The organism is Streptomyces katrae (assembly GCF_002028425.1).
GTDB classification, from domain to species: Bacteria; Actinomycetota; Actinomycetes; order Streptomycetales; family Streptomycetaceae; genus Streptomyces; species Streptomyces katrae_A.
On record NZ_CP020042.1, the window covers coordinates 6,279,442 to 6,301,351 of the forward strand.

The window sequence follows — 21,910 nt, forward strand, 5'->3', positions numbered from 1 at the left end:
CGGATGACCCCCCCGAGTGAAGCCGTACCGAGCCCCGTGGGGCCGGGGGACCTCCCCCCGGATGCCTGGAACGACACCGTCCGCCCCTTCGGCCGGGAGACCACCCTCCCCGCCCTGCTCGCCGGGACCGCGCGCCGGGTGCCCGGCCGGCCGGCGCTCCTCGACGGCACGCGGACGCTGACCCACGCCGAACTCGACGAGCGGGCGGAGCGGTTGGCCAACCACCTGCGCACGCTGGGCATCGGCAGGGGCTCCCACGTGGGCCTGCTGTCCACCCGGTCGGCGGAGGCCGTGGTCAGCCTCCTCGCCGTGCTCAAGGCGGGCGCCACCTATGTGCCGCTCGACATCCGCTGGCCGGCGTCCCGGATCCGGTCGCTCCTCGCCGGACTGGGCGTCAGCGCCCTGCTCGCCTCCCGGGACCAGCTCCCCACCGTCGGAGCGGTCCGCTGGGACGTCCCCAGCCTGCGGCACGTCGTCGTGCACGACCTGACGACCGAGGACACCTGGCCGGACTCGTTCGACGAGGAAGCCGTCGGCGACCTGTGGAACTACGTGGCGGAGCTGCCGGACCCCCTGCAGGCCGCGGGCTTCAACCTCGCCACCTCCTCCGGACACCTCTACACCGAGGACGAGGTGACGGCCTACCGCGACCACGTCGTACGACTGGCGCGCGAGGCGCTGCCCTCCGAGGGGGGCGCGGTACTGGAGATCGGCTGCGGTTCGGGTCTGATCACGCAGGCCCTCGCGCCGCACGCCGCGCGGTACACCGCCGTCGACCCCGCCGCCTCCGCGGTGGCGGCCGCGGCGGACCGGGCCGCCCGGGCGGGAGCCGCGCTCACCGGCGCCACCGCGTTCGCCCACGAGGCCACGAGCGCCCTCGACCACCCGGTGGACCTCGTGCTGCTCGCCAGCACCGTCCAGTTCTTCCCCGACATGGACTACCTCGTACGCGTCCTGGCGGACGTGCTGGCGAAACTGGCACCCGGCGGATCCGTCGTGCTCGCCGATCTCGTCGATCCGGAGCTCGGGCGGCACACCGGTCTCAGTGTTCCGCGGTCGTTCTTCGCGGCGCTGGAAAGGGCCGTCCCCGCAGCCGCGGTCAGGGTGCTCGGCCGCGACGGCGGGCAGTGGCCCGCCGAACTGGCCGCGCGCTACGACGTGGTGATCACGGTCTCGGCGCGGATCCCCGAGGACAACGGGCTGCGCGCGCTGCGCTCCTGGACCGGCTGGCACGTCGACCGGCGCCCGGCCGCACCGGTGGCCGGCGAGCCCGCTCCGCAGGACGTCGCCTACGTCATCTTCACCTCCGGGTCCACGGGGGAGCCCAAGGGCGTCATGGTCGACCACCGGGCCGTGGTCAACCTCGTCGACTGGATCAACCGGGTCCACGAGGTGGGAGAAGACGACCGGCTGCTGTTCGTCACCTCCTTCTGCTTCGACCTGTCGGTGTACGACATGTTCGGCGTGCTCGCCGCGGGCGGCTCCGTCCGGGTGGTGCCGGACGCGGCGCTGACCGAGCCCGACCTGCTGGTGGACCTGCTCGAACAGGAGCGGATCACCATCTGGGACTCCGCCCCCGCGGCGATGGCCCACGTCATGCCGTTCCTGGAATGCCGTGACCCGCAGGGGCGCGAGGACCTGCGGCTCGTCATGCTCAGCGGTGACTGGATCCCGGTGACCCTGCCGGACGAGATCCGCGGCGAGTTCCCCGGAGCGCACGTGCTCGCGCTCGGCGGCGCGACCGAGTGCACCGTCTGGTCGAACAGCTTCCCGGTCGGGGACGTGGATCCCTCCTGGCCGAGCGTCCCGTACGGGCGTCCGATGCAGAACGCCCGGTACTACGTGCTCGACGCCGGGATGCGGCCCTGCCCGGTCGGCGTCCCCGGCGACCTCTACATCGCCGGCACCTGCGTGGCCCTGGGCTACGCGGGAGCTCCCCGGCTCACGGCCGGACGGTTCCTGCCGGACCCGTTCGTCCCCCCGGGAGCACCGCAGGGGTCGGAGGCCAGGATGTACCGCACCGGCGACCGGGCCCGCTGGCTGCCGGACGGGAACCTCGAATTCCTCGGCCGTCTCGACGACCAGGTCAAGATCCGCGGGTACCGCGTCGAACTGGGCGAGGTGCAGGCGGCGTTGACCCGGTGTCCCGGCGTCAAGTCCGCCGTCGTCCTCGCCCCGGAGACCGGGCACGGGCGGGAGCTGGCGGCCTTCTACGTCCCCGAGGCGGCTGCGGCCGGCGGCGGCGCCGGGGCGGCGCCGGACGAGGTCCTGGCGGCCCTGGGGGGCCTGCTTCCCGCGTACATGATCCCCAGCCGTCTCAAGGCGGTCGCCTCCTTCCCGGTCGGCCCCACCGGCAAGATCGCCCGGGACCGGCTTCTCGCGGACACCGCGGCGGGGAACGCGCACCCGGGCGTCCGGTGACCCCGGCCGCGACCCCGGCGGCGGCGGAAGCGAGGACCACGGCGGGCTTCGCCGGCGGCCTCGCCCCACGGGTGTCCGTGTGGTCGATGCGCGTGCCGCCGGCCCACGAGCTCGACGCCCTCGACCTGTCCGTGCTCGACGCGGAGGAACGCCGGCGCATGACGACGTTCCGGCACGAGGCCGACCGGGTCCGCTACGGCTTCGCACACGTCGCCCTGCGCCGCGTCCTGGCCGCCCGGCTGGACGTCGATCCGTACGCGGTGCGGTTCGGCCGCGACCCCTGCCCGCTGTGCTCGGGGCCGCACGGGCGGCCCGTACTGGACGAACCCGCCGTACGGACACGGTTCTCCCTGTCCCACAGCGGCCGGCGCGTGCTGATCGCCGTCGCCGAGCCGACGGTGGGCGTCGACGTGGAAGGCATCCCGAGCGGAACGACCGTCACGGACGTGGGACGCGCCCTGCACCCGGCGGAGCGCGCCGCGATCGCATCGGTGCCGCTCGCCGGGCGGGCAGCCGCCTTCGCCCGGGTGTGGGCGCGCAAGGAGGCGTACCTCAAGGGCATCGGCACCGGCCTGGGGCGGGACCTCGGCAAGGACGACACCGGGTCCCCCATCGCGGGCTGGCGGCTCGTCGACCTGCCCGTGGACGACGCGCACGCGGCGGCCCTCGCGGTGCACTCGCCGCTGGCGCCGGCCGTCGACATACGCGATTCGCTGCCTTAGGGCAATTCTTTCGCTTTTCCTTTGCCGCCACCGGTGTGCGTATGCACAAAGAAAAGGTTGACAGGGTCGGTCTCGGTCAACATAGTTTTTTATCGGCAAGATCATACGTGGGGGATTCTGTATGTATTTCGACGAGGGGGAGTTCGGCCTCCCGGGACTCCTGCTGATGGAGCTTGATTCCTGGCAGCAGTCACCGCTGGCCGACGAATTTCCCTATGCCAATGTCGTGCGCTACGTCAGATCCGTCGGAAAGCACTTCCTCGCGGCGCCCGTCGTCGAGGCGCTCGTCCGGGCCCGCGCCGGCGGCCCCGAGATCCCCGGTGACGACGCGAGCCGCGACCACCTGCGGCGATTCCTCTCGGTGGTGCTGGACAAGCACGACGGGACCTACGACTACACCACCTACACGGCCCTGGACCTGCTGCGCCCGCAGAAGGCGGTACCGCTTCCGGAACTCGAGGACGAGGTCGGCACGCGCATTGCGTTCCTGCTCTACGATGCCCTCGCATTCGAGAGCGGGGCGGCATTGGGCCACCGCTCCCAGCTGCCGTGCATGCGTCCCTCCCGGGAAGTCGTGGAAAAAAGAATGCGGCACGGGCTCCGGGTCGCCGTGGAAATGGATATGCTGAGCGGCAAGCCCCTGACCCCGAAGGTCTCCGGCCTGCAGGAGCGATTCGATCAGCTCAGCGAAGTGATCGGAGCGGCGCCGCCCGGGATGGCCGCCAGGCTGGACCAGACCCTCATGCCGGTCTACGTCATCCACGATGAATACCTCTTCATCCGGGTGCTCCAGTCATTCGAGTCGATATTCGAGTGCCTGGCCCGGCTGGCGTCGGAGGCGATCCTCAGGCTCGAAGCCCGGGACGCCGAAGAAGCCCTCCTGAGCCTTTCCTCGATCTCCCGGGTGCTGAGCGGCGGACTCCCGCTCTTCTCCCTGCTCGCCACGATGCAGCGCGAGTCCTTCGAGTTCTTCAGGAAGTTCACCGAGGGTGCCAGCGCCATCCAGTCCGTCAACTACAAGACCTTCGAAGCCCTGTGCGGCACGCCCGCGCCCGAGCGCGTCGAGTCCCCGGCCTTCCGGTCCGTTCCCCAGGTGCGCGGCCGCGTCCTGCAGAGCATGACCACCGTGCGCGGGGCCGCGGACGCACTGATCGCGAGCCACGCCCACGCCCCGGAAGTCGAGGCGCGCCTGGCCAGGGAGATGGCCCAGATCGAAGCCGTCCACCAGCGCTGGAAGCGAACCCACTACCGGCTGGCCGTCCGCATGATCGGCTCCGTCAGCGGCACGGGCTACACCGAGGGCACCCCGTATTTGAGATCCGTCATCGACAACCGGCTGTTCCGCCGGGCTGAGGAGACTACGCACTAATGGCACGACGCATCGAAGAAGGCCGGCCGGGCGAGGCCAAGGCGGTTCTCAACCCCAGCGAGCCCAACCCGCTCCTGCGTTTCGAGTACGACCGCGGCAGCAACTACGAGATGGACACCCGGATCACCCTCGCGATGGCCGCCCTGGTCCCCGAGGCGGAGCTGATCAACTCCGATCACCGGATGTTCCAGATCGTCCACCTGGTCAACGAGTACGTGTGGTGCTCGATGCACAACGAACTGGGGCGTGTGGCCGGGGCCCTGGACAACGACGACTTCGGGCTGGCCGGCCGGCTCATGGCCCGGACGAACGGACTGGCGGAACTGCCCGTCCAGTGCGTCCGGATCCTGATGGACCACCTGCCCCAGGCGAGCTTCCTGCGCATGCGCGACCACCTTCCGGCGAACACCAGCGGGCTGGACTCCCCGGGCGGACGCAACCTGCGCCGGGTCTGCCGGGCGGTGTGGAAGTCGTTCGAGGCCGCCATGAAGCGGGGCGGCGTGACCTCCAAGGACCTGATCGAGGAGTTCGCCCGGGAAGGGGGCGAGGCACCCGCCGCGTGGCTGAGCGGGCTCTCGACCGTACAGACCGGACTCCACGCGCTCGACTGCAAGCTCATGGAGTGGAACCAGCTCCACCTGCGCCTGGTCCGCCAGCACCTGGGCGGCCACCCGGCGGCGCGTACCGAGCAGGCCTCCGCGGCCGACGGCGCCGACGGCCCGACGAGCCTGCGCGGTGAACCCGTGAACGAGCTCGAGCGGCTGTCCGAGCGTTCCGTCTTCCCGCTCCTGTGGAAGAGCGTCGACGACGCCTACCGGCAGGCGACCCCGGACCGGACCACGCAGATATGAGCGACGTCGTCACGGCCGGAGCCGAACAGCTCGACCTCTGGCTGGCCGCGAGCCAGGAACCGGAATCCTCCCGCTACAACGTTCCCGTCTGCCTGCGGTTCCAGGGCCGCATCGACGAGGCGGCCCTGCGGGTGGCGCTCGCGCGGCTGCACGAGCGCCACCCGGCACTGCGGTCCTCCTTCCGGGCGGACGAGGACGGCGCGGTGCGCCAGACCGTCGCCGAGCACGTCGAGCCCTCCCTCCGGGTCGTCCGGTCCGACCAGGACCTCGACGACGCGCGCAGGGCGGCCTGGGCCGAACAGGCGGGGCTCCGGCCCCTCGACATGACCACCCCCGGCCTCCTGCGGTCCGACCTCCTGCTGGAGCCCGCCGGAGCCGTGCTGGTCATGACGGGCCACCACATCGTGCTCGACGCCGCCTCCGTCGACCTCCTCGTGGACGACCTCTGCGCGTTCTACGAGCAGGCCACCGGGGCGCAGCCGGCCGGGGCGCGGGCGGAGGAGGCCGGGGAGAGCGGGCAGGACGACGGCGGGGAGCCCTGCGGGCAGGCGGCGGAGGACCTCGCCCACTGGCTCGCGGTCCTCCACGAGTCCTGCGAGATGCTGGAGCCCCTGCCCGACCTGGTCCGCGGCGTGCGGCCCTCGTCGGCGGCGTGCGAGGAGGCCTCGCTCACCGGCGAGTCGCTGTCGGCCCTCCGGGCCCACTTCGAGTCCGCGCTGGTCTCCCCGGCGATCGGGGTCCTCGCGGGGTGGACCGCGGTCCTCCACCAGTGGAGCGGGCAGTCCGAAGGCCTGCTGGGCATCCCGTTCAGCGGGCGGACCGGTCCGGGCCGTGACGACACCGTCGGCCTCGTCGCACGGGTGCTCCCGGTGAGATCGTCCTTCGCGCCGCAGACCCCGTGGAGCGACCACCTGACGGCCGTCCGCGGCCAGGTGATCGAGTCCTTCGAGCACTCGGGCGTGGACACCGGCGCCCTCCGCGCGGAGCTCGCGGCGCAGGGCCGGCGCTACCCCGCCTTCCGGGCCACCTTCACCCACCGCACCGAGCCCGGCGTCAAGCGGCTGTCCTCCGGCACCACCGTCACACGGGCCGACGTGCGACTGGGCGCCGTCAAGCACGACGTGGCGCTGATGGCGGTCGAGGGCGACGGCGGCCTCACCCTGAAGCTGGACTACGACGCCGGCCTCTACCGGCCGGCGACCGCCCGGGCCATGCTCGACCAGCTCGTCGGCCTCCTGCTCGCCGCCTCGGCGAGCCCGTCGGCGCCCATGGGCGCCCTCCTGCTGGAGTCCGACGCGGCCGCCGCGCCCGCGGACGGCCCCGCGGCCCCGGCCCCCCACCCGACGGTGACGCCGCCGCAGATGGTCCTCGACGCCGCGAAGGCCGACCCCGGCCGCATCGCGGTCGTCCACGGCACGCAGTCGCTCACCTACGGGGAACTGGTCGCGGCCTCCTCCCAGGTCGCCCGATGGCTCCTGGAGGACGACGGCCACGCCCAGGCTTCCGCGCGCCAGTCCGAGGAACTGGTGGCGGTGCTGCTCGGCGAGGGCATCGACGCCGTCGTCGCGTTCCTCGGCATCGCCCTGGCGGGCAAGGCGTACCTGCCGATGGAACCCGGGTACCCGGACGAGAAGCTCGCGGCGATCCTGCGTGACTCCGGCGTCCGCCGGGTGCTCACCTCGCCCGACGGCGTGGAGCGCGTCTCGCGCCTCGGCCACCCGGCGCACTCCGTCACCGACGTGCGAGCGGCCGCCGCCGGCCTCCCGGACGTCCCGCCCGGTGTCGCACTCCACCCCGACATGCTCCTCAACGTGCTGTACACCTCCGGATCGACCGGACGGCCCAAGGGCGTGATGCTGTCGCACCTGGGCGTCTCCCGGCTCATGCGGGGCGACGGCTACGTCCGCCTCGAAGCGGACGACAGGATCGCCCACTTGTCCCCGTTGAACTTCGACGGCGCGACCTACGAGATCTGGGGGGCGCTCACCCACGGCGCGCGCCTGGTGATCCTCGACCGGGAGCTGGCGCTCGCACCCGCCGGCCTCCGCGACGCCATCGCGGAACACGGCGTCACCATGCTCATGGTCACCACCCCCCTGTTCCACAACCTCGTCACCGAGGCCCCCGACCTGTTCCAGCACCTGCGGATCATGGTCTTCGGCGGTGACACGGCCGCGATACCGCAGGTGGCGCGCGCCGTGAAGTGGTGCGGTCCGGGAGTGCTGCTGCACGGGTACGGACCGACCGAGAACTCCTTCACGTCGATGTTCACCAAGGTCGACGCGGTGGAGGAGGGGAGCCGCACGCTCTCCATCGGACGCTGCGTCCCGGGAACGCAGGCGTACGTCGTCCACGAGGGGACCTTCGACCTCGCTCCCGTGGGAAGCCCCGGCGAGCTGCTGCTCGGGGGCGTCGGTCTGGCCCGGGGCTACCTCGGCGACCCGCGCCGGACCGCCGAGGTCTTCGTGCCGGACCCCTTCGGCGGCCGGCCCGGCAGCCGTCTCTACCGCACGGGCGACCGGGTCCGCCTGCTGCCCGGCGGTGAGATCGAGTTCGTCGGGCGCATGGACGACCAGGTGAAGATCCGCAGCCAGCGCATCGAGCTCGGCGAGATCCGCTCGGCCCTGCTCGCCGACGCCGCGGTCCGCGCCTGCCACGTCACCACCTGGCGCAACCCGCGCGGCGAGAAGGAGATCGCGGCCTACCTGGTGATGCGGCCTGGCGGCAGCTGGCAGGACGTGCGGTCCCGGACGGCCTCGGTCCTCCCGGAATTCGCCGTGCCGACCGCCTGGGCGGAACTGGACGAACTCCCGCTCAACGCCAACGGCAAGGTCGACTGGCGCAGGCTGCCCGCTCCGCAGCGCCGGTCCGCGCCGCGTCCGGCCACCGCCGGCCGGCCGGCGCCCGCGCCGCCGCACGGACTCGACGCCGTCCGGTCCGCGTGGGGCGAGGTCCTGGGCGAGGTCCCGGCGGACGACGACGTGAACTTCTTCGAAGCCGGGGGCCATTCGCTCCTGCTGGTGCGCCTCCAGGCCATGCTGAAGCGGCACGCCGGTCTGGAGCTGGGCATCGCCGAACTGCTCAGGTACACCACCGTCCGGGCCCAGGCGGCACGGCTGGGCACCCCCGACGGACTCCCGCCGGCCGCCCCGGCCGCCGGCGCCGCCCGCGCCGACGAGCCGATCGCCATCATCGGCGTCGCCGGACGCTTCGCCCAGGCGCCGGACGTGTACGCCTTCTGGGACAACCTGCGGGACGCCCGGGACTGCGTGGCCGGCGCCGACGCGCCGGCGGTCGAACTCGGCGACGGCCGGCTGCGCATCGACCGCTGGGGCCTGCTCGACCAGGCGCGCGCGTTCGACGCCGAGCTGCTTCGGATGTCCCCGGACGAGGCGCGTGCGACCGACCCGCAGCACGGCCTGCTCCACGAATGCCTCTGGTCGGCCATGGAGAACGCCGCGGTCACCCCGGACCGGCTGCGGGGGCGCACCAGCGTCTACGCGGGCTGTGCGGAGACCGGGGCACAGGGATCCCCCGGCGAGGGCTCCCTCGCGGAGGACCTGTCCCGGGCCTTCACCTCCAGGCCCTCCTTCGCCGCCACCCGGTACTCCTACCGCCACGACTTCCAGGGCGAGAGCGTCATGGTCGACACGGCCTGCTCGACCTCCCTCGTGGCGGTCCACATGGCCTGCGCGAGCCTGCGCTCCGGCGCCAGCGACTACGCCTTCGCCGGCGGCGTGTCGATCGCCGACCCGGAGAACGGCGGATACGTCTACGAGCCCGGGATGATCTACGCGACGGACGGCGTCTGCCGGCCCTTCGACGTCCGCGCCACCGGAACGGTGGGCGGGGACGGCGCCGGTGTCGTCCTGCTCAGGAGGCTGTCCGACGCGCTCCGTGACGGGGATCCGGTCCACGCCGTGATCGTCGGCTCGGCGGTCAACAACGACGGCAACCGCAAGGCCGGTTACACGGCGCCCGGAGCGGACGGCCAGGTGGCCGTGCTCCGCAGCGCGCTGCGGGTCGCGGGCCGCGACGCCGGGGACCTCGGCTTCGTCGAGACCCACGGCACGGGCACCCGGCTCGGCGACGCGGTGGAGGCGACGGCGCTGGGCGAGGTCGTCGGGAAGCGGGCCGCCGCGCTGCCGGTCAGCTCCGTGAAGTCCGCGATCGGCCACTGCAACACGGCAGCCGGTGTCGCCGGCCTGCTCACCGCGGTCTACGCGCTGCGGGAGAAGGTCCTTCCGGGCACGGTCAATTCGGGGCAGCCGATCGAGGAGCTCACGCAGAACGAGAGCCTTCGCCTGCTGACCGCGAACGAGCAGTGGCCGGCCGGGGACGCACCGCGGCTCGCCGGGGTGAGCTCGTTCGGAATCGGCGGCACCAATGCCTGCGTGCTCGTGGAGGAATTCACCGAGCCGACTGGGGGGACCCATCAGTGACTGTACAGAACAGGGTTGAACCACCCTTCATCCTTCCCGTCTCCGCGCGGGGCGCGGCCGCCCTGGCGCACACCTCGACCGGTCTCGCGGCCTTCCTCGAAGACCGCTGGGGCACCGCCCTGGGGGATGCGGCGCACACGCTGGTACACGGCCGGGAGGGGTTCGAGCACCGCCTCGCCGTACTCGCCGGCGACACGGAGACCGCGGCGGCCCTGCTCCGGAACCCGAAGGACCCCTCCGCCGGCGTCCGCACGGGCGTGGCCGCCGCGGGCGAGTGCCGTACGGTCTTCGCCTTCACCGGCCAGGGCGGCCAGTACACCGGCATGGCGGCGGGCGCGTACGCCGCGTACCCCGAGTTCCGGGAGTGGCTCGACCGGGCCCACGCGCTGCTGGACGGCGTGCTGCCGTACCCGCTCCTGGACTGCCTGTTCGACCCGGACGGGGCGGAGCGGCTGGCCCGGACGGACATCGCGGCACCCGCGCTGCTCGCCGTCCAGTTCGGCCTGGTGCGCGTGCTCGCCAGGTACGGGATCCGTCCCGACGCGGTGCTGGGGCACAGCGTGGGCGAGTTCGCCGCCGCGGCCGTCGCGGGTGCGGTGTCCGAGGAGGACGCGCTCCTGCTGGTGGCCGAGCGCGGCAGGCTGATGGTCGAGAAGACGGAGCCCGGCACCATGCTGTCGGTCCGGTGCCGCCCGGGCTCCGCCTGGGACACCGCCAGGGTGGCCCGGCTGGTCGCCGACGAGCCCCTGGCGGCGGTCGCCGCCGTCAACAGCCCCCGGGACCTGGTGCTGAGCGGGGAGCGCCGGGTCCTGGAGAGGATCGAGGAGCTGCTGGGCGGCGAGGGCGTGCGCACGCGACGGCTGTCGGTCTCGCACGCGTTCCACTCCCCGCTCCTGCGCCCGATGGCGGACGAGTTCCACCGGGCCGCCGAAGCGGTCGCCTGGTCGGCCCCCGCCTCCGCCGCGTGGTTCAGCTGCGCCGCCGGCCCGATGGCCACGGCACCCGACGCTGCGTACTGGCGGGAGCACCTGCTCCAGCCGGTGGAGTTCTGGGACGCGCTGTCCCAGGTGTGCGCCGGAGGAACCCCGACCGTCCTGGTCGAGGTCGGCCCGCACCCCACGCTCCTCCAGCTCGCCGGGCAGCTGGCCGACCCGCCGGGCCTGGTGCAGACGCTCGACCGTGAGCGCGACGCGGCCGCAGGCCTGGCGGGAGCGGCGGCGCAGGCGTGGTGCCTGGGCGTGCCCGCGGACCTCACCGGCGGCGTGCCCGGCCGCCGGATCCACCTGCCGGGTTACGGATTCGACCGGCGGGTCCACTCGGAGCGACCGGAAAGCAAGCCGAGCCCGAGCCCGAGCGCGGGTACGACCGCGGGCACGGCCGCCGCCGTGGCGCCGGAAGCCGGCCGGCCGTCGGCACGTGACGTGCTCGAAGGCATCTGGACGGACCTGCTGTCCGTCACCCCCGAGGACTGCGCCTCGTTCGTCGAGGCCGGCGGCGACTCGCTGGCCCTGCTGCGGCTGCGCCAGCGCCTCGAGGCCGAGCTGGGCAGCGCGCCCGGCCTGGCCGAACTGCTGGACGCCGGCACCTTCGCGGCGATGCTCGCCCTGCTGCCCGAGCCGGCGGGGGAGCCCTCCGCCGCGGCCCCGGCCCCGGCCGCAGCCGAGGCTCCGGCCGGATCCCCGCGGACGGTGGCCTACCGGCCGTCCCTGGCCCAGCAGCGGATGCTGTTCGTGGACCTGATGCAGGACGACTCCAACCAGCACAACGTCACGCTCGCGGTGGACATCGCCGGCCGGGTGGACCCGGCCGCGATGCGGGAGGCCTTCACCGACGCACAGCGCCGCCACAGCGGTCTGCGCACCGTGTTCCACCAGCGGGGCGGGCAGTTCGAGACGGAGATCCTCGCCGAGCCGGGCGTGGAGCTCTCCGTCCTCGACACGGCACACGCACAGCCCGGCCCGCTCCGGCCGCTCACCGGGGACGAGGACGTCCGGGAATGGGTGCGCGACCTGGGCGAGCCTCCCCTGCGCTGCTTCGCGCAGCCGCCCGTGCGCGCGACGCTGGTCCTCGGACCGGAGCGCAGCCTGCTGGTGATCACCGTGCACCACGCGGTGACCGACGCGACGTCCATGGGCGTCATGGTCGAGGACCTGGCGCAGGACTACCACCGCCGCCGGGCGGGCGACGACACCCCGGCCCGGGCCAACCGCCACCAGTTCCACGACGTCCTCGCCGAACTGGAGCGGGCCGAGCGCAACGACACCACCGGGAGCAGCGCCTACTGGCGGTCACAGCTCGACGGCGCGCCGGACCTGGTGCCCCTTCCCACCGACCGTCCCCGGCCCGAGGTGCGGGCGGGTGCCGGCGCGATGTGGGGCTGCGACCTGGACCCCGCTCTGGCGTCACGGATCCGCGCCTTGTCCGCGGAGCTGAACACCACACCGTTCAGCACCATGCTGACCGCCTACGCGGTCCTGCTGCGCCACCACAGCGGCGCCGACGACATGGCGATCGCGACGCCGGTCACCAGCCGGTCCACCGAGGCGGCGCAGCGGGTCTTCGGACTGATGCTGAACACCCTGGTGCTCAGGGTGAAGCCCGGCCACGACGAGTCGTTCACCTCCTTGGCGAGGTCCGTGAGCGCGGTGGTGCTCGAAGGGATCCAGCACTCGGCGTTCCCGTTCGACAGGCTGGTCGCCGAGCTGAACCCCAAGCGGCACCCGGGCCGCACCCCGCTGTTCTCCGTGATGTTCGCGATGCCGGTGGACTTCCCGCTGCCGGCCTTCGACGGCCTGCCCAGCCGCCCGGTGGAACTGCCCGGCATCGGCGCGAAGTTCGACCTGACCTTGTACGTCACTCCGGCCGCGGACGGCGGTCTGCACCTGGACCTGGAGTACGACCCGGCGCTCTTCGACGAGGCGACGGTCCGGCAGTGGGGCGCCGACTACACGCGGCTGCTGGAAGCGGTGGTGGCCGATCCCGGCAGCCGGCCGTCCCTGCCCGCGCCCGAGGCGTCCACGGCGAACACCGGACCGAAGGAAGGCACGAACATGACGGAAGACGGCGACCGGCCGTTCAGCGATCTCGAACGCTATGTCGCGGATCTCTGGTCCCAGACCCTGAAGACCGAAGTCGGCCGCCCCGATGACGACTTCTTCGCCATCGGCGGCCACTCCCTGCAGGTGCTGACCTGTCTGGTCGAGATCCAGGAACGCTACCCCGACACCACCATCCAGGACTTCTTCGCCTACCCGACCGTGGAGCAGTTCGCCGCCCGGCTCGCGGAACTGGGCGCGGAGGCGCCCGCGGCCCCCGTCCCGGAGACGGCTGGGCGCGCCGAAGCGGTCCCCGAGGCCCGTCCGGCCCGCTCCACCGGGCCGGCGGGGGCCGACGGCGGAGAGGTCCTGCTCACCGGCGCGACCGGGTTCCTGGGCGCGCACGTGCTGGCCGCGCTGCTGCGCGAGCCCGGCCGCCGGGTGACGTGCGTGGTGCGGGGCAGCGGGGAGGTCCCCGCCGGGGACCGGCTCGCCCGGGTGGTCGAGTACTACGTGCCGGACGTCCTTTCCGAACTGCCGGACCGGGTACGGATCATCGAAGGAGACCTCAGCACGATCGGCCCCGACGAGCTGGCGGCTTCCACCGAGGGGGTCCGGGAGCTCATCCACGCGGCCGCCGAGGTGCGCCACTACGGTCCGGACGACCGCTACGCCGCGAACAACATCGCCCCGACCGCCCTGCTCGCCCGCCTGGCCCTGGACCGGGGCTGGCGCATGGCCCACATGTCCACGCTGTCCGCCGTCGGCCCCGCGCCCGGCGACGGTCCCCTGGTCACCCTGCGGGAGGACGACTTCGACCGGGGCGAGAACTTCGACAGCCCCTACGCCCGCTCGAAGTACGAGGCCGAACTGGCCGTCAGGAAGGCGATCGCCGACGGCCTGGACGCGACCGTGCACCGCGTGGGCACGCTGGTCGGCAACACCCGGACCGGAACGTTCCTGCCCGATCCGAGCGTGAACATGATGTACCAGATCCTGCGGGTGATCCTCACCTGCGGCCTGGTCCCCTCGGCGCCGGGGTGGGGCATGGACCTGACCCCCGTCGACTTCGCGGCCGACGCGATCCTGCGGCTCTCGCGCGACCCCGCCCACTCGGGACGCACCTTCCACGTCTCCAACCCGGTGAGCCTCCCCTCGACCGACCTCGCGGTCATCCTCCGCGACCTCGGCTACGCCGTGATCCCCGCCGCCCCGCAGGCGGTGGGGGACTGGCTGGGACGGCCGGGGGCCGACGCGGCCGACGCCAACGCACACGCCTTCCTCGCCCAGTTCGTCAAGCCGGTGCAGACCCTGGTCGAGTACGACGCGCAGGCCACGGCGGAGGCCCTGGGCGACCTGCGCTGCCCCCGGCCCGACGCGGCCCTGCTGCGCACCCTCATCGGCCACGGCATCGAAACAGGCTTCTTCCCGAAGTCCCGGCTCTGGGACTTCGCGACCCTCCTCGACAACACCAACGCGTTTGGAGCAGCACAGTGATCTACGACGTCGTCACCAACGACGAGGGCCAGTACTCCACCTGGCCGGCCGAGCGGGACCTGCCCGAGGGCTGGAAGCAGACCGGATTCCGGGGCGGCAAGGAGGAATGCCTCGGCCACATCGAGGCGGAGTGGACGGACCTCACGCCGGTGTCGGTGCGCGAGCTCCTGGAACCGCAGACCAACACCCTCGGCACGGAGCGCCTGGTCCTGCGGGAGCTGACGCCCGCCCAGGTGGCCGGGCTGCTCGACGAGAACGCCACGTCCGAGGACTGGATCGAGGGCTACCCGCTGCCCGGCAGCAAGAACGCCGCCACGGGGTTCGGGCGCCGCACCGCCGACCAGATGCGGTTCGGGTTCGGCATGTACCACCTGGTCCGCGCCTCGGACGGCCTGGTGATCGGCGAGATGGGCTTCCACCAGCCGCCGAACGGCGGTGCCGTCGAAGTCGGATTCGGCCTCGCCGAGTCCTGCCGGGGCGCGGGTTACGCCACCGAGGCCCTGACCGGGCTCGCCCGCTGGGCCTTCACCCAGCCGGGGGTCGACCAGGTCGTGGGCCGCACGCTGACCGCCAACACCCCCTCCCAGGGCGTGCTGACGCGGACGGGCTTCCGGCACGAGTCCCGCGACGGGGACATCGAGCGCTTCGTCCTCCGGGCGGCGGACCTCGCGCCGGTCTCCGAGCCCCTGGGCCTCGACGACGAGGGCGCTGCCGTGATCGCCGACGTGATCGACGCGCGCCTGCCGGGCGGGCGCCGCCACGAGCTGGTCTTCGCGCCCGGCACCGACCCGCTGGTCCGGGCGGTCCGGGAGGACGGCAGCACGCTGGCCTTCGTCCAGTGCGGTGCCCTCAAGGGCGTCGACGACAAGGACAACCACTTCCTGGACATCGTGGTACGCCCCGAAGCCGCGCGCCGCGGCCTCGGCTCGCGCCTGCTCGCCGAGGCCCGCGTCTTCGCCCGGGAGGAGGGCAAGAGCGGCCTGATCGCCGCCACCGCCGACGAGGACGCGATATCCGGCTCCTGGGTCCGCAAGCACGGCTTCGAGGTGATCGGCCTGCACGGCGTGAGCAAGCGCGCCCCCGGTGCGCCGGCCGCCGAAGCCCCCGACCACCTGGCCGTCCAGGAGGTGGACAGGGCCGACGCCGAGGCCGTGGAGGAGCTCGTCGCCCTCGCGGTGGCGACCTGCTCCGAAGTGGTGCTGCCCGGCGGCGTGAAGCTCAAGCTGGAGCCGGAGACGGTCCGGCACATCGTCCTCGGCAAGGGCGAGGGGGACGGCCTGCTGTTCATCTGCCGCCAGGACGGCCGGCCCGTCGGCTGGCTCGCGTCGGACTCGGTCCGGGAGGGCGGCGTGCGCCTGGTGGACGCGCAGGTGCTCGCCGAGTGCGCCGGTACCGGTGTGCTCCAGGCGCTGCTGGCCGCGGCGGCCGGACGGGCGGACCGGGAGGGGATCACGGTGACCTCGGTCGTCGAGGAGAAGGGCCAGCCCGAACTCGCCGAAGCCCTCGTCCGGGCCGGCTTCGTACGCGAGAGCGGCCGGACGATCTGGCGGCTCACCCTCGACACCGCCGCTCCCCAGGCCTGAACCTCCCCGCCGGCGCCAGGGCACCGGCAGCTCCCGTCGAACCGAAAGATGCGCCCCATGTCCTCAACCAAGCAACATCCGCTCCACGTGATCGGCCTGCTGCCACGCCGCGCCCAGGCGCTGCTGGTCGCCAACGCGGTGAACTCCTTCGGCGCGGGCCTGGTCATGCCCTTCCTGCTGGTGTACTTCGGAGACGTCCGCGGCCTCGACATCCGGACCGGCCCCGCGGCCATCGCCGTCACCGGCCTGTGCTCGTTCTGCTCGGGGCTCGTCTGGGGCCACCTCCTGGACAAGTTCAGCTACCGGCTCGTGATGCCGGTCGTCATGATCATCGCCGGTGCCGGCACCAGCCTCTACGCCGTCGCCGACCGGCCGTGGATCGCGCTGGCGGTCGCGGCCCTGTACGGCCTGGGCATGGGCGGCGTGGGCACGGTCACCAAGACGATGTTCGCCACGGTGGTCCCCAAGGAGCACCGCACCCTGACCTTCGGTCTCGAGTTCACCCTCTTCAACGCCTTCGTCGGCCTCGGCGTCCTGGCCGGCGGCCTGGTCGCCGCCGGCACCCTGCGCAGCTACCAGCTGCTCTACGTGGGTGACGGGCTCTCCTTCCTCATCACCGCGGTGGCCTTCCTGGTGCTCCTGCCGAAGTCCGCGCAGCCGCAGAGCCCCCAGGCCAAGGGCGACCCCGACGCGCCCAAGCCCTCCTACCGCACCGTCCTGCGCACCCCGGCGCTCGCGCTGGCCCTGTTCGGCATGCTGCTGTGCGCGACCGTCTCCCTCAGCCAGTTCCAGTCCGCGCTGCCGGGCTACGTCACCGTCAACGACGCGGTCACCCCGCGCGGGATCTCGGTGGCCTTCATCGCGAACGTCGTGGTGATCGTCCTCGCCCAGTTCCTGCTCATGCCGCGGCTCACCGGGGTGCGCAGGAGCGCCCTGATCTCGGCGTCGGGCGTGCTCTCGGCGGCCAGCTGGGTGTGCGTCTACTTCGCCGGCCTGACCTCCGGGACCGCCGCCGTGGTCACGCTCATCGCGGGTGTCGCGATCTTCTCGGTCGCCGAGGTCATCGTGATCCCCGTCGTCGCCGCGCTGATCAACGGACTGGTCACCGACGAGGTCCGCGGACGCACCAACGCCCTCTTCTCCTTCGTCATCTCCGGCGGGATGATCCTCGGCCCGCTGCTCACGACCGCCCTCCTCGACGTCAACGACGGCAAGGTGCTGATCGTGGTCCTGGCGGCCGGCAGCCTGCTCGTCCCGCTGGCCGGGCTCAGGCTCCGCCGGAGCCTGTCGGACGAGCACGACCTCCCCGAGGCGCAGACCCCGGACAAGGCCGAGGCCGCCCCTCAGGAAGAACCGGCCGCGGCCACGGCCTGATCCCCGCCCGGCCCGGGCCGGAGGCCTGCGCGTCCTCCGGCCCGGCGCCCCCGCCCTCTCGAAGAAAGACAGCACTGATGACGACTGCAGCGAGGAAACCGTGACGAGTTCACTGATCGACCGGTTCCGTGACTTCGGGGACACGGACGCCCTCGTCGTCGACGGAGTCCGGTACACGTACGCGAACCTGGCGGAACGCGTCCGCGACTGGCGCACCTACCTCGACGAACACGGGGTCGGCGCCGGCCAGGTGGTGGCCCTGGAGGGCGCCTGCGACGCCGACGTGTGCGCCGCGTTCGTCGCACTGGCAGACCGGGGCGGCATCACCGTGCCGCTGCCGCGTTCCTCGGGTGCCAAGCGCGCGGAGTACCACGAGACCGCCGAGGTGGAAGTCGCCGTCGTCGTGGACGGCAAGGGGGGACGCGTCCTCGAGCGGACCGGCCGGACGGCAACGCACGCCCTCCACGGACGTCTGCGGGACGCCGGGACACCCGGCCTGGTGCTGTTCAGCTCGGGAACCACGGGGCGCAGCAAGGCGATCGTGCTCGACCTCGGCAAGATGCTCGCGCAGTACGGCGAACCGTCCCGGGCGCGACGCACCCTGGGCTTCCTCAGCATCGACCACATCGGCGGCATCAACACCCTGCTGCACACCCTGAACCACGGCGGCACCCTGGTCACGGTCTCCGACCGCAGGCCCGACACGGTGTGCGCGGCGATCGCCTCGTTCGGCGTCGAAGTCCTGCCCACGACGCCGACGTTCCTCAACATGCTGCTCATCTCGCACGCTCACGAACAGCACGACCTGAGCTCGCTGCGCCTGGTCACCTACGGCACCGAGCCCATGCCCCAGCGCACGCTCGAACTGCTCCACCAGGCCCTTCCGTCGGTGCGGCTCAAGCAGACCTACGGTCTCTCGGAGCTCGGCATCATGTCGACCAAGTCGAAGGGCGACGGCAGCCTGTGGGTCAAGCTTGGCGGCGCGGGGTTCGCGTACCGGATCGTCGAGGGAATCCTCTGGGTCCGCTCCGACACGGCCATGCTCGGCTACCTCAACGCGTCCGCCCCCTTCGACGCCGACGGGTTCTTCAACACCCAGGACGCCGTGGAGACCGACGGCGACTACGTACGGATCCTCGGCCGCGTCACCGAACTGATCAACGTGGCCGGGGAGAAGGTCTACCCCAGCGAGGTCGAGAGCGTGCTGCTCGAAATGCCGAACGTCGCCGAAGCCACGGTCTCCGGAAGGCCCAGCCACGTCACGGGAATGGTGGTGAAGGCCACCGTGAAACTCGTCAGCCCCGCGGACCCCCGTGAGGTCACCCGCCAGGTCCGCGAGTACTGCGGACGAAGGCTCGAAGCGTACAAGGTGCCGCTCGTCGTGGAGGTCTCCGACGCCGACCAGCACTCCGACCGGTTCAAGAAGGTGCGTACCCCCGCATGACAGAGAACACCGATACCGGCAGCACGATCGTGGAGAAGGACGCCGACGAGGGCCGGGTGGCCGTCGTCAGCGGGGGCAGCCGGGGGCTGGGACGCGTCCTGGTCGAACGCCTGCTCGCCGACGGCTGGCGTGTCGCCACCTTCAGCCGCTCCGCCTCCGACTTCATCGCCGAAGCCAGCGCCGCCCACCCCGAGTCCTTCTACTGGGAGGCCGTCGACCTGGGCGAGCCGGAGACGGCCCGCGGCTTCGTCCGCAACGTCCACCGCGTGTTCGGCAGACTGGACCTGCTCGTCAACAACGCCGGCATCGTGCGTGAGGAACTGCTCTTCACCATGCCGCCGAAGGCGATCGAGGCGCAGATCACCGCCAACCTGGTGGCCCCCATCATGCTCACCCAGGCCTGCGCCCGGGTGATGACCCGCCAGGGCGGCGGGGCCATCGTCAACATCTCGTCCATCAACGCCATCCGCGGCTACCGGGGCGTCTCGGTTTACGCGGCGGCCAAGGCGGGCCTCGACGGCTTCACCCGCAGCCTGGCCCGTGAACTCGGCGGCAACGGCATCCGCGTCAACTCCGTGGTGCCCGGCTACTTCGACAGCGCGATGACCGCGGAGATGCCCGCCGCCCACCGCGGACGCATCGAACGCCGGACCCCCCTCGGCAGGCTCGCCGCGGCGGACGACGTGGCCGACGCCGTTCTCTACCTCAGCTCCCCCCGGGCGCAGTTCGTCACCGGGCAATCCATGGTCATCGACGGAGGTCTTACATGCTGAACGCACGAGAGTCGATCGAGGCGGAAATCGTCCGCCTGGTGCAGGGAGCGGGCGGGGACGCGCCCGCGCTCTCCCCGGCGACCGACCTGGTCGGACTCGGCCTCACCTCGCTCATGTTCGCCGAACTGCTCATCGGCCTGGAGATGGAGCTCGGGGTGGACCCGTTCCAGGGCGAGACCTCCATCGTCGAGATGCGGACGGTCGGCGACCTGGTCAAGGCCTACGACGACGCGCTCGGCGCAGAGTCCGCGCGAGGGTGAGGGAGGGCGACCTTGAGCATCTGCGTTCTCCGCGGCCGGTCGACCGCCGTCGTGGAACCCGCTGAACTGACCCTGATCCTCCTGCACCACGCGGGAGGGTCGGCGGGGAGCTTCGTGCCCCTGCTGCCCCACCTCCCCGAGAGCTGGCGGATCCTGGCCCCGGAACTGCCGGCGCGGGCGACCGCACCCCGCCAGCCGGTCTGCCCGAGCGTCACGAGCGCGGTGGACTCGTTCGCCGAGGGGCTGAGCGGAGAACTCTCCGGCCCCTATGCGGTCTTCGGCCACTGCCTCGGATCGCTGATCGCCTTCGAGCTCGTCCACGAACTCGCGAAGCGCGGACACCGGCCCCTGTGGGTCGGCGTTTCCGGGAGCCCGGCGCCGCAACTCGTCGTCCCCGAACCGGCGAACGGCCGGCCCGAGGACTGGACGCGCGAGCAGTACGTCGCGTACATGCGCTGGCTGGGCGCCACCCCCGAGGAGCTGTGGAACAACACCGTCCTCGCGGACCGCATGATCACCGCGCTGCGCAACGACCTCGTCGTCAACCACGGGTACCGGTACGAGGACCGCGCGCCCCTGGCCTCTCCGCTCTCGGTCATGAGGGGGGACGCCGATCCGCTGGTCAGCGCCGAGGAGATGCGGCCGTGGTCCGACCACGCGGACGCCACGGACTTCCGCACCTGGCCCGGGGACCACTTCTACCTCTTCGACCGCCCGTCGGAGGTGTCCGCCGGGATCGTCGGCGCCATCACCGAAGCGGCCGCACGAACCGAGACGACGGGAGTCCGCTGATGGCGACCCGATCCGCCCGCGCCGTATGGCGGGGCCCGCTCTTCGGCGAGCGGCCGCAGGACGCCGGGGAGGGGTCGGTCTCCCTCGACTCGGTGGGCGCCGGCCTGCGGATGCGATGGAGCAGCCGGATCTCCGAGCCCGCCGGGGAGAGCACCCCGGAGGAGCTGGTGGCGGCGGCGCTGGCCATGGACTACGCGCAGTGCCTCACCCACAAGCTGGAGGAGCGAGGTCACCTCGCCCGGGTGCTCGACGTCGAGGCCACGCTCCACCTGGAGCTCGTCGAACCCGGCCGCCACTCCCTCACCTCGGGCTCCCTGGTCGTCCGCGGAGAGGCGGACCTGCCGCCCGACCTGTTCCAGGAGCTGTCCCTGACCGCCCACCGGGAGTGCTTCCTCGTCATAGCCCTGGACCTGCCCATCTCGGTCCGGGCGACCCTGTCCGCCCCGAGCGGCGGCTAGGCAGGTGCCGGAGGCCGGGTCCGCGCGGACGTGCCGCGCGGACCCGCCCGGCCTTCGCGGGAGACCGCGGGAAACACGAACGACCGACAGACGCGACGACGAGGTGCACACGAGCATGACCACCGGCTTGGACGGCGACACCTGGTTTCGCAGGTACTCCGCGACGGACACGCCCCGCCGCCGCCTGCTGATCCTGCCTCACGCGGGTGGCTCCGCGAACTTCTTCCACCCCTGGGGCCGCGCCTTCGACGACGGCACGGAAGTCCTGGTGGGGAAGTACCCCGGTCGCTACGAGCGGCTGGCCGACCCCTTCATCTACACCATGGACGAGCTCGCCGACCAGGTGACCGCCGCCCTGCTGCCCCTCGCGGACGTGCCCCTGACGCTCTTCGGCCACAGCATGGGGGCGTCGCTGGCCTACGAGGTGGTGCGGCGCCTGGAGCAGCGGCACGAGGTGCGGCCCGCCGCCCTCCACGTGTCCAGCCGTGAGGCCCCGCACCGGGTGCCTCCCCGGGACCTCTACCGCAGGGACGACGCGGCCCTGCTCGCCGAACTGCGCAGGCTCGGCGGGACCGACTCCGCCCTCCTGGACGACCCGGACGTCCAGGAGTTCGTCCTGCCGGCGCTCCGGGCGGACCTCACCGTCGCGGACACCTACGGCCCGCGCCCCGCCGGCCCGGTCGGCTGCCCGGTCCACGCCTGGATCGGCGACGCGGACCCGTCCACGTCGGCGCGGGAGATGAACGCCTGGGCCGATGTCGCGCCCGCCGGATTCCGGCTGCGGGTCCTGCCCGGCGGCCACTTCTACCTCGTCGAGCAGCGCGACGCGGTGCTGCGCGAGCTCTCGGGCCACCTGGCCGCCGCGGTCTGAGTCCCGGCCGGGGCGGCG

At 72.6% G+C, this 21,910-nt stretch carries 14 protein-coding genes; all 14 read left to right on the forward strand.

Annotated features, from left to right (window positions below):
- The first annotated feature begins 3 nt into the window (after window positions 1–3).
- The 14 genes from B4U46_RS28455 (at window position 4) to B4U46_RS28525 (ending at window position 21,892) form a co-directional block, all read left to right on the forward strand.
- A complete protein-coding gene (locus tag B4U46_RS28455; protein WP_079430519.1) occupies window positions 4–2,421 on the forward strand; it encodes an amino acid adenylation domain-containing protein in 2,418 nt (805 codons plus the stop codon).
- Window positions 2,418–3,143 (forward strand): 4'-phosphopantetheinyl transferase family protein, encoded by a 726-nt coding sequence (locus B4U46_RS28460; protein ID WP_079430520.1) that lies wholly within the window; start codon window positions 2,418–2,420, stop codon window positions 3,141–3,143. The genes B4U46_RS28455 and B4U46_RS28460 overlap by 4 nt, the downstream gene beginning before the upstream one ends.
- Before the next feature lie 121 nt (window positions 3,144–3,264).
- On the forward strand, window positions 3,265–4,512 hold the full coding sequence (locus tag B4U46_RS28465) for a hypothetical protein (RefSeq protein WP_079430521.1): 1,248 nt from the start codon (window positions 3,265–3,267) through the stop codon (window positions 4,510–4,512).
- The gene (locus B4U46_RS28470) at window positions 4,512–5,363 is read left to right on the forward strand and encodes a hypothetical protein (protein WP_079430522.1); all 852 of its coding nucleotides are present in this window, start codon (window positions 4,512–4,514) and stop codon (window positions 5,361–5,363) included. The genes B4U46_RS28465 and B4U46_RS28470 overlap by 1 nt, the downstream gene beginning before the upstream one ends.
- Window positions 5,360–9,805, forward strand: a complete 4,446-nt coding sequence (locus tag B4U46_RS28475; RefSeq protein ID WP_079430523.1) for a non-ribosomal peptide synthetase — start codon at window positions 5,360–5,362, stop codon at window positions 9,803–9,805. The genes B4U46_RS28470 and B4U46_RS28475 overlap by 4 nt, the downstream gene beginning before the upstream one ends.
- Window positions 9,802–14,337 (forward strand): condensation domain-containing protein, encoded by a 4,536-nt coding sequence (locus tag B4U46_RS28480; protein ID WP_079430524.1) that lies wholly within the window; start codon window positions 9,802–9,804, stop codon window positions 14,335–14,337. The genes B4U46_RS28475 and B4U46_RS28480 overlap by 4 nt, the downstream gene beginning before the upstream one ends.
- Window positions 14,334–15,920, forward strand: coding sequence for a GNAT family N-acetyltransferase (locus B4U46_RS36770; protein WP_107438332.1), 1,587 nt, complete (start codon window positions 14,334–14,336; stop codon window positions 15,918–15,920). The genes B4U46_RS28480 and B4U46_RS36770 overlap by 4 nt, the downstream gene beginning before the upstream one ends.
- Window positions 15,921–15,977: 57 nt before the next feature.
- Window positions 15,978–17,294, forward strand: coding sequence for an MFS transporter (locus B4U46_RS28495; protein WP_159036703.1), 1,317 nt, complete (start codon window positions 15,978–15,980; stop codon window positions 17,292–17,294).
- A gap of 100 nt (window positions 17,295–17,394) precedes the next feature.
- Window positions 17,395–18,738, forward strand: a complete 1,344-nt coding sequence (locus tag B4U46_RS28500; RefSeq protein ID WP_079430526.1) for a class I adenylate-forming enzyme family protein — start codon at window positions 17,395–17,397, stop codon at window positions 18,736–18,738.
- Complete coding sequence (locus B4U46_RS28505) at window positions 18,735–19,511, forward strand: SDR family NAD(P)-dependent oxidoreductase (RefSeq protein WP_079430527.1); 777 nt, start codon at window positions 18,735–18,737, stop codon at window positions 19,509–19,511. Before B4U46_RS28500 ends, B4U46_RS28505 begins: the two co-directional genes overlap by 4 nt.
- Complete coding sequence (locus B4U46_RS28510; RefSeq protein ID WP_079430528.1) at window positions 19,505–19,771, forward strand: acyl carrier protein; 267 nt, start codon at window positions 19,505–19,507, stop codon at window positions 19,769–19,771. Before B4U46_RS28505 ends, B4U46_RS28510 begins: the two co-directional genes overlap by 7 nt.
- A 12-nt stretch (window positions 19,772–19,783) precedes the next feature.
- Window positions 19,784–20,563 carry a thioesterase II family protein gene (locus tag B4U46_RS28515; RefSeq protein WP_079430529.1) on the forward strand — a complete coding sequence of 260 codons (780 nt, stop codon included), beginning with the start codon at window positions 19,784–19,786 and terminating at the stop codon, window positions 20,561–20,563.
- Window positions 20,563–21,021 (forward strand): hypothetical protein, encoded by a 459-nt coding sequence (locus B4U46_RS28520; RefSeq protein ID WP_079430530.1) that lies wholly within the window; start codon window positions 20,563–20,565, stop codon window positions 21,019–21,021. The genes B4U46_RS28515 and B4U46_RS28520 overlap by 1 nt, the downstream gene beginning before the upstream one ends.
- 115 nt (window positions 21,022–21,136) lie before the next feature.
- Entirely contained in the window at window positions 21,137–21,892 is a 756-nt protein-coding gene (locus B4U46_RS28525) for a thioesterase II family protein (protein ID WP_079432030.1), read from the forward strand.
- Window positions 21,893–21,910: the final 18 nt, after the last annotated feature.